At 41.9% G+C, this 1266-nt stretch carries 2 protein-coding genes; both read left to right on the top strand.

The genetic code is table 11. The features are described from left to right. Window positions 1–158: 158 nt before the first annotated feature. Complete coding sequence (locus tag JHD69_RS19810) at window positions 159–461, top strand: UDP-N-acetylglucosamine 2-epimerase (protein ID WP_370583534.1); 303 nt, start codon at window positions 159–161, stop codon at window positions 459–461. Further along, on the top strand, window positions 458–1266 hold an 809-nt coding region (locus JHD69_RS19805), incomplete at its 3' end, for a formyltransferase family protein (RefSeq protein WP_199142065.1). The genes JHD69_RS19810 and JHD69_RS19805, both read left to right, overlap by 4 nt.

Genomic DNA, 1266 nt, shown 5'->3' with positions numbered 1-1266 from the left:
CCCCCCCCCCCCCCCCCCCCCCCCCCCCCCCCCCCCCCCCCCCCCCCCCCCCCCCCCCCCCCCCCCCCCTCTTTTACCCCCCCCCCCCCCCCCTACACCTACCCATGTCGTGGTTCGTCGGCAGCGTCAGATGTGTATAAGAGACAGATGTACATATTGTGATAGGAAATTCATCAAGTGGCTTATTGGAAGCGCCTTCTTTTAAAAAGGCAACTATTAATATTGGAGACAGACAATTAGGAAGGGTTAAAGCAGAAAGCGTAATTGATTGTGAACCTAATGAAAAGTCTATTCTTGAAGCAATTACGAAAGCAACCAGTTTAAAATTTAGCGATTCCTTAAAAAACGTTGTCAATCCTTACGGAACGGCCAACGCTTCAGACATGATAATTGATGTTCTTAAATCGGTGGATTTATCAAAAATTATAAAAAAGAAATTCTATAATATTGATCAGGCATGAGAATTTTTTTTATTGGAACAGTTAAATTTTCTTTAGTTACCCTAAAAGCACTGTTAGAATCGGGAGCAAATATTGTAGGCGTGGCTACAAAAGCCGATTCGGGATTCAATGCCGACTTTGAAGACCTGAAACCCCTCTGTGAAACCTATAATATTCCCTGTAAAGTAGTTAGGGATATTAATCATCCCAATAATATTAAATTCATTAATGACACATCGCCTGATGTAATATATTGTTTTGGTTGGTCTAATTTGCTAGGCCCAGAGCTTTTGGCGATTGCCCCCAAAGGAGTTATAGGCTTTCATCCGGCTAAAATCCCCGCAAATAGGGGTAGGCATCCAATTATTTGGGCACTATGCCTAGGGCTGAAAACAACTGCATCTACTTTCTTCTTTATGGATGAAGGCGCAGATACCGGAGATATTCTTTCGCAGCAGGAAATTCAAATTTTTGATGAAGATGATGCCTTGACTCTCTATGAAAAAATAATACAGGTAGCTACAGGACAAATCCTTGAATTTACGACAAAATTAGCGTTAGATACAAATGATAGGGTAAAGCAAGTAGGTGAAGGAAATAATTGGAGAAAGCGCGGAAGAAAAGATGGTGAAATCGACTTCAGAATGTCATCGAAAACTATATATAACTTGGTACGCGCACTAACCAAACCGTACGTTGGTGCTCATATTTTAGTTAATGGCGCCGAATATAAGATTTGGAAGGTGCAAATATCAGATCTTGGGCTAATAAATGAAGAGCCGGGTAAAGTTTTGGCTGTCGATTCAAATGGCATCACCGTTAAAAC

The organism is Pedobacter sp. ASV12 (assembly GCF_016429155.1).
In the GTDB taxonomy this organism is placed as follows: domain Bacteria; phylum Bacteroidota; class Bacteroidia; order Sphingobacteriales; family Sphingobacteriaceae; genus Pedobacter.
The sequence above is the reverse complement of the archived record's forward strand: the minus strand, read 5'-3'. Positions and strand labels throughout refer to the sequence as shown.